The sequence below is a fragment of the Rhodoferax sp. genome, assembly GCF_039922535.1.
Lineage (GTDB): Bacteria > Pseudomonadota > Gammaproteobacteria > Burkholderiales > Burkholderiaceae_C > Rhodoferax_B.
In genome coordinates, this window is sequence record NZ_JBDTEM010000154.1 from 1 (window position 1) to 7,624 (window position 7,624).

Here is a 7,624-nt window from a genome sequence, read left to right on the forward strand (position 1 = left end):
ACCCGGAGCGCCGGGCGGTGCTGAGCGACTTCGCCCCCGTGCCCTATGACCGCCTGCCGTACCGCAGTGTGCTGGTGGCCAGCAGCAACGACCCGTATTGCCCGGTGCGGCTGGCCGGGGCCTATGCGCGCGCCTGGGGCAGCGAGCTGGTGCGCATGTCGGATGCCGGGCACATCAATATCGCCTCCGGCCACGGCGACTGGCCGCTAGGGCTGGCGCTGCTGGCATCGCTGACCGGACAAGCTTTACAACCCAAGGAGGCGCTGGCAACTGCGGTTTAATTGGGGGCTGCTTTGTCCTTAGGAATCCCATGTTGCTCGACGCCTCCGAATCCCAGCTGGTGCTGGTCGATTACCAAACCCGCCTGCTGCCCGCCATTTTTGACAACGCGGCGGTCGTTGCCAACGCCCTGCGGCTGGCGCAGGCGGCAGACTTGCTGGACGTGCCCGCCTGGGGCACCGAGCAAAACCCGTCCAAGCTGGGCGAGAACCCACCCGAGCTGCGCGCCCTGTGCCGCAACACGCTGAGCAAGATGCAGTTCAGCGGCGTGGAAGAGGGCCTGGGCGAATGGCTGCGTCCGCCTGCCAAGCCGGTGCAAGGTAATGCCCGCAGCCTGCCCAAGCACCTGCAAAAGTCCAGCGCGGGCGAAGAGCGCAACACCATCGTCATCGCGGGCCTGGAGGCGCACATCTGCCTGCTGCAGACCGCTTTGGACCTGCTGGAAGACGAGTTCGACGTGTGGGTGGTGACGGATGCCTGCAGCTCGCGCACCGAGCGCAACCGCGATGCCGCGTTTGACCGCTTGGCCGGTGCCGGTGCCGAGCTGGTGACCACCGAGATGGTGCTGTTCGAGTGGTTGCGCACTGCCGAGCATGCCGATTTCAAGGCCATCCAGGCTTTGGTGAAGTGATTTCCGGCTTTGTTTCACCTGCACCACATGCAAATTTAAATAAAAACAAGCTCTAGCGCAGATTCCACCTGCGCTAGCTGCTATCAAAAACATAACGTTTACCTGTTCTTTGCCTGTAACCAGGTGGTGGTTGCACGCATTAGGTAGATAATTCGCACCGAACTAGGCCCTTCCTGCCACAGTCGCATCCGCCAATCGGTTCAGCCGTGTCGCGGAAGGTTAATAAAACCCAGCTTTAACCAGCTTATGTTTCCTTCAGGGAAACGGAGGTCAGCGGAATATGAGTGATCCAGTGTCTTCGGTGTACAGCGCCTACCAAGGCAACACCTATCTCTTCGGCGGCAATGCGCCCTATGTCGAAGAGCTTTACGAAAACTACCTGAGCAATCCCGGCAGCGTGCCCGACAACTGGCGCGACTACTTTGACGCGCTCCAGCATGTGCCCGCCGTGGACGGCAGCAACGCCAAAGACGTGCCGCATCTGCCGGTGGTCAATGCCTTTGCCGAACGCGCTAAAAAAGGCCAGACCAAGGTGGTCGTCGCCAGCGCAGACTCCGAAATGGGCCGCAAGCGCACCGCCGTGCAGCAGCTGATTGCCGCCTACCGCAACGTCGGTGTGCGCTGGGCCGACCTGGACCCGCTGAAGCGCACCGAGCGCGAAAACATCCCTGAGCTGGACCCCGCGTTCTACGGCTTCACCGATGCCGACCAGGAAACCGTCTTCAACACCAGCAACACGTTCTTCGGCAAAGAAACCATGTCGCTGCGCGACCTGATGAACGCCTTGCGTGAAACCTACTGCGGCACCATCGGTGCTGAGTACATGTACACCAGCGACCAGGTCAAAAAGCGCTGGTGGCAACAAAAGCTGGAAAGCATCCGCAGCAAACCCAATTTTTCCAAAGAAAAGAAGCTGCACATCCTGGACCGCGTGACCGCAGCCGAAGGCCTGGAGCGCTTCCTGCACACCAAGTTTGTCGGCCAAAAGCGTTTCTCGCTGGAAGGCGGAGAAAGCTTTATCGCTTCGATGGACGAACTGATCCAGACCGGTGGTACCAAGGGCCTGCAAGAAATCGTCATCGGCATGGCCCACCGTGGCCGTTTGAACGTGCTGGTCAATTCGCTGGGCAAAGTGCCGGCCGACTTGTTCGCCGAATTCGACCATACCGCCCCAGAAGACCTGCCATCGGGTGACGTTAAATACCACCAGGGCTTCAGCTCGGACGTGTCCACCCCTGGCGGCCCGGTGCATTTGACGCTGGCTTTCAACCCCTCGCACCTGGAAATCGTCAACCCCGTGGTCGAAGGCTCGGTGCGTTCGCGCATGGACCGCCGCGCCGACCCGCTGGGCAAGCAAGTGCTGCCCGTGTTGGTGCACGGCGACGCGGCCTTTGCAGGCCAAGGCGTGGTGATGGAAACCCTGGCGCTGGCCGAAACCCGTGGTTACTTCACGGGCGGCACGGTGCACATCGTGATCAACAACCAGATCGGCTTCACCACCAGCGACCCGCGCGACAGCCGCTCCACGCTGTACTGCTCCGACGTAGTCAAGATGATCGAAGCGCCGGTGCTGCACGTCAACGGTGACGATCCTGAAGCCGTGGTGCTGGCCACCCAGATCGCTTTGGACTACCGCATGGAGTTCCAACGCGACGTGGTGGTGGACATCATCTGCTTCCGCAAACTGGGCCACAACGAGCGAGACACCCCGGCGATGACCCAGCCGCTGATGTACCGCAAGATTGCCAAGCACCCCGGCACCCGCAAGCTGTATGCCGACAAGCTGACTGCCCAGGGCCTGGGCGAGACGCTGGGCGACGACATGGTCAAGGCCATGCGCGCAGCACTCGATGCCGGTATCAATACCTTCAACCCGGTCATCACCAACTTCAAGAGCAAGTACGCAGTCGATTGGTCGCCGTACCTGAACCGCAAGTGGACCGACGCGGGCGATACCGCCATCCCTCTGGCCGAGTGGAAACGCCTGGCCGAGAAGATGACCGCCATCCCCGCCAACATCACTCCGCACCCTCTGGTGAAGAAGGTCTACGACGACCGCGCCGCGATGGGCCGGGGCGACATTCCGGTGGACTGGGGCATGGGTGAGCACATGGCTTTTGCGTCCCTGGTGGCCAGCGGCTACCCGGTGCGTTTGAGCGGTGAAGACTGCGGCCGTGGCACCTTTACCCACCGCCACGCGGTGATCCATGACCAGGACCGTGAAAAGTTCGACGAAGGCACCTACACCCCGTTGCAAAACGTGGCCGACGGCCAGGCACCGTTCACCGTCATCGACTCCATCCTGTCCGAAGAAGCCGTGCTGGCCTTTGAATACGGCTACGCATCCAACGACCCGAACACCTTCGTGATTTGGGAAGCCCAGTTTGGCGACTTCGCCAACGGTGCCCAGGTGGTGATCGACCAGTTCATCGCCTCCGGTGAAGTCAAGTGGGGCCGCGTCAACGGCATCACCTTGATGCTGCCGCACGGCTACGAAGGCCAAGGCCCCGAGCACAGCTCGGCCCGCCTGGAGCGCTTCATGCAGCTGAGTGCCGACACCAATATGCAAGTGGTGCAGCCGACCACCGCCAGCCAGATCTTCCACCTGTTGCGCCGCCAGATGGTGCGCAACCTGCGCAAGCCGCTGGTCATCATGACGCCCAAGTCGCTGCTGCGCGCCAAGGATGCGGCATCTCCCTTGAGCGAGTTCACCAAGGGCGTTTTCCAGACCATCATTCCGGAGAACAAGGAAGAGATCAACAAAAAGGCCGACAAGGTCAAGCGCATCGTCGCCTGCTCGGGCAAGGTCTACTACGACCTGGCCAAGAAGCGCGAAGAAAAGGGTGCGGACGACGTGGTGATCTTGCGGGTGGAACAGCTCTACCCGTTCCCGCACAAGGCTTTTGCTGCCGAAGTCAAAAAGTACCCCAACGTGACCGAAATGGTCTGGTGCCAGGACGAGCCGCAAAACCAGGGTGCCTGGTTCTTCGTGCAGCATTACCTGCATGAAAACATGGTCGAAGGCCAGAAGCTGGGTTACTCGGGCCGTGCAGCCTCGGCATCCCCTGCTGCCGGTTACTCGCACCTGCACCAGGACCAGCAGAAGTCGCTGGTAGACGGTGCATTCGGCAAGCTCAAGGGCTTTGTCTTAACAAAGTAAACCAAAAATAAATAGGCTGCATCCGCCACTGCACGTTGCTGCAGTGGCCGCGCCCCCGTTGGAAGATTTGGAGAATATAAAAATGGCTATCGTAGAAGTTAAGGTTCCGCAACTGTCCGAGTCCGTGGCGGAAGCCACCCTGTTGCAGTGGAAAAAGAAGGTCGGCGAGTCGGTGGCGATCGACGAAATCCTGATCGAAGTCGAGACCGACAAGGTGGTGCTGGAAGTTCCCGCACCGGCTGCCGGTGTGATCACCGAGCTGGTCATGGGCGACGGCAGCACCGTGCTGGCCGAGCAACTCATTGCCCGTATCGACACCGAAGGCAAAGCCGGTGCAGCAGCACCGGTGCCAGGTTCCGTGGCGGCTGCCGCTGCGACGGTGGCCGCGGCGACGGCGCCTGCGCCCGCTCCAGCGGCTGCCAGTACCTCGATGGCCGGTGTGCCCATGCCCGCCGCCGCCAAGCTGATGGCCGACAACGCCCTAGCGGCGGGTTCGGTGGCCGGTTCCGGCAAAGATGGTCGCGTCACCAAGGGTGATGTGTTAGCCGCTGTGGCTGCCCCCAAGGTGACCGCTTCGGTCATACCCACCGGAGTGCCCACCAAGTCGTTGGCCCAGGTAGCTACCGTGGCCCCAGATTTGGGCGACCGCCCCGAGCAGCGCGTGCCCATGAGCCGCCTGCGTGCCCGCGTGGCCGAGCGTCTGCTGCAATCGCAATCCACCAACGCCATCTTGACCACGTTCAACGAAATCAACATGGCCCCGGTGATGGATATGCGCAAGCGCATGCAAGAGCGTTTCGAGAAAGAACACGGCTGCAAGCTGGGCTTCATGAGCTTCTTCGTCAAGGCCGCCGTGCACGCGCTGAAGAAGTTCCCTGTGCTGAACGCCAGTGTGGACGGCACCGACATCGTCTACCACGGCTACTTCGACATCGGCATCGCCGTGGGCTCGCCCCGTGGCCTGGTGGTGCCGATTCTGCGCAACGCCGACCAGATGAGCTTTGCCGATATCGAGAAGAAAATTGCGGAATTTGGCCAAAAAGCCAAGGACGGCAAGCTGGGCATGGACGACATGACCGGCGGCACCTTCTCTATATCTAACGGCGGTACCTTCGGCTCCATGCTGTCCACGCCCATCATCAACCCACCGCAATCGGCCATCTTGGGCATCCACGCCACCAAGGACCGTGCCGTGGTTGAAAACGGCCAGGTGGTGGTCCGTCCGATGAACTACTTCGCCATGAGCTACGACCACCGCATCATCGACGGCCGCGAAGCCGTGTTGGGCCTGGTGGCCATGAAGGAAGCGCTGGAAGACCCAGCCCGCCTGTTGTTTGACATCTAAAGAACTAGGCACACCCCCGGGCGGCTTTGCCGCCTCCCCCCTCGCATGTGCTTGAAAAGCTGATGCGACATGCAGGGGGCAACACCAGCGGCCTGGCAAAGCCAGTTCCGCGGTGTTTCTGGAAGGCCAGTCTGCACCATGCGGCACGACTGCAACTAAATTGGGATTTAACTATGTCTAAGAATTTTGACGTGATCGTCATCGGTGGCGGCCCTGGCGGCTACATTGCCGCCATCCGCGCGGCCCAGCTGGGCTTCAACGTGGCCTGTGTCGACGAGTGGAAAAACGCCAAGGGCGGCCCCGCTTTGGGCGGCACCTGCACCAATGTCGGCTGCATTCCCTCCAAGGCACTGCTGCAGTCCAGCGAGCACTACGACCAGGCGGGTCACCACTTTGCCGACCACGGCATTGAGGTCAAAGGCCTGGGTTTGGACCTGGCCAAAATGGTTGCCCGCAAGGACACCGTGGTCAAGCAGAACAACGACGGCATCCAGTACCTGTTCAAAAAGAACAAGGTCACCTTCTTCCATGGCCGCGGCTCGTTCGTGGCAGCGGTAGACGGCGGCTATGCCATCAAGGTGGGCGAGGAAGCGTTGGTTGGCAAGCACATCGTGGTCGCCACCGGCTCCAATGCCCGCCCACTGCCCGGCACACCGTTTGACGAGGAAACCATCCTCTCCAACGACGGCGCTTTGCGCATCGGTGCGGTGCCGAAGAAACTGGGCCTGATCGGCTCGGGTGTGATCGGCCTGGAAATGGGTTCGGTCTGGCGCCGTCTGGGTGCCGAAGTCACCATCCTGGAAGGTCTGCCGACCTTCTTGGGCGCGGTGGACGAGCAGATCGCCAAGGAAGCCAAAAAGGCCTTCGACAAGCAAGGCCTGAAGATCAACCTGGGCGTGAAGGTCGGCGAAATCAAGAAGGCCAAGAAGGGCGTGAGCATTGCCTACACCGATGCCAAGGGCGAAGCCCAGACGCTGGACGTAGACAAGCTGATCGTCTCCATTGGCCGCGTGCCCAACACCATCGGTTTGGGTGTGGACACCATCGGCCTGCTGCTGGACGACCGCGGCGCGATCATTGTGGACGGTGACTGCAAAACCAATCTGGCCAACATCTGGGCGATTGGTGACGTGGTGCGCGGCCCCATGTTGGCGCACAAGGCCGAGGAAGAAGGCGTGGCGGTTGCCGAGCGCATTGCCGGCCAGCATGGCCATGTCAACTTCAACACCGTGCCCTGGGTGATCTACACCAACCCCGAAATTGCCTGGGTGGGCCAGACCGAGCAGCAGCTTAAGGCTGCGGGCAAGGCCTACAAGGCGGGCACGTTCCCGTTCCTGGCTAATGGCCGCGCGCGGGCTTTGGGCGACACCACCGGCATGGTGAAGATGCTGGCCGATGCCGCCACCGACGAAATCCTGGGTGTGCACATCGTCGGCCCGCAGGCCAGCGAGTTGATCGCCGAATGCGTGATGGCGATGGAATTCCGTGCCAGCGCCGAGGACATTGCCCGCATCTGCCACGCGCACCCGTCCTTGAGCGAATCCACCAAGGAAGCTGCTTTGGCGGTGGACAAGCGTACGCTGAACTTCTAAACAGGTTTTAGGGGTAAAAATAGCTGTTAGCGTAGGTCCTACCTGTGCTAGCAGCTATTTAATTTGTAGTAACAGGAGTGTTTTTCTTTGAGCGTTAAAGAAGCCTACGAGGCCGAACTGGCCCAGCGCGGTTACACCGCCGACCCGGCGCAGTTGCGCGCCGTTGATGCGCTCGAACGCTGTGCCACCGAGTGGGCCGCGTACAAAGAAAAGCGCTCCAACAGCCTCAAAAAGCTGATTTTCCGGCCCGAAATTCCGCGTGGCGTGTACATGTACGGCGGGGTGGGGCGGGGCAAGAGCTTTTTGATGGACTGCTTCTTCAACGCCGTGCCCTTGAAGCGCAAAACCCGGCTGCACTTCCATGAATTTATGCGCGAAGTGCACCGCGAACTGGCTGACCTGCAAGGCACGGTGAACCCGCTGGACGAACTGGGCGCGCGCATGGCCAAGCGCTACAAGCTGATTTGCTTCGACGAATTCCACGTGGCCGACATCACCGACGCGATGATCCTGCACCGCCTGCTGGACGCGCTGTTTGCCAACGGCGTGGGCTTTGTCACCACCTCCAACTTCAAGCCCGACGACCTCTACCCCAACGGCCTGCACCGCGACCGCAT

6 protein-coding genes are annotated in these 7,624 nt (G+C 61.1%); all 6 read left to right on the forward strand.

What is annotated here, in order from left to right:
- On the forward strand, window positions 1–281 hold a 281-nt coding region (locus tag ABI213_RS07345; protein WP_348026570.1), incomplete at its 5' end, for an alpha/beta hydrolase.
- A 29-nt stretch (window positions 282–310) separates the two neighbouring features.
- Entirely contained in the window at window positions 311–910 is a 600-nt protein-coding gene (locus ABI213_RS07350; protein WP_348007237.1) for an isochorismatase family protein, read from the forward strand.
- A 280-nt stretch (window positions 911–1,190) separates the two neighbouring features.
- Window positions 1,191–4,070 carry a 2-oxoglutarate dehydrogenase E1 component gene (locus ABI213_RS07355; RefSeq protein ID WP_348026572.1) on the forward strand — a complete coding sequence of 960 codons (2,880 nt, stop codon included), beginning with the start codon at window positions 1,191–1,193 and terminating at the stop codon, window positions 4,068–4,070.
- An 82-nt stretch (window positions 4,071–4,152) separates the two neighbouring features.
- Window positions 4,153–5,415, forward strand: coding sequence for a 2-oxoglutarate dehydrogenase complex dihydrolipoyllysine-residue succinyltransferase (gene odhB, locus ABI213_RS07360; protein ID WP_348007239.1), 1,263 nt, complete (start codon window positions 4,153–4,155; stop codon window positions 5,413–5,415).
- A gap of 173 nt (window positions 5,416–5,588) precedes the next feature.
- Window positions 5,589–7,007: a dihydrolipoyl dehydrogenase gene (lpdA, locus tag ABI213_RS07365; RefSeq protein WP_348007240.1), complete on the forward strand. Its 1,419-nt coding sequence runs from the start codon at window positions 5,589–5,591 to the stop codon at window positions 7,005–7,007.
- Between the two features lie 87 nt (window positions 7,008–7,094).
- Window positions 7,095–7,624: cell division protein ZapE (gene zapE / locus ABI213_RS07370; protein ID WP_348026574.1), on the forward strand; the 530-nt coding region annotated here is incomplete at its 3' end.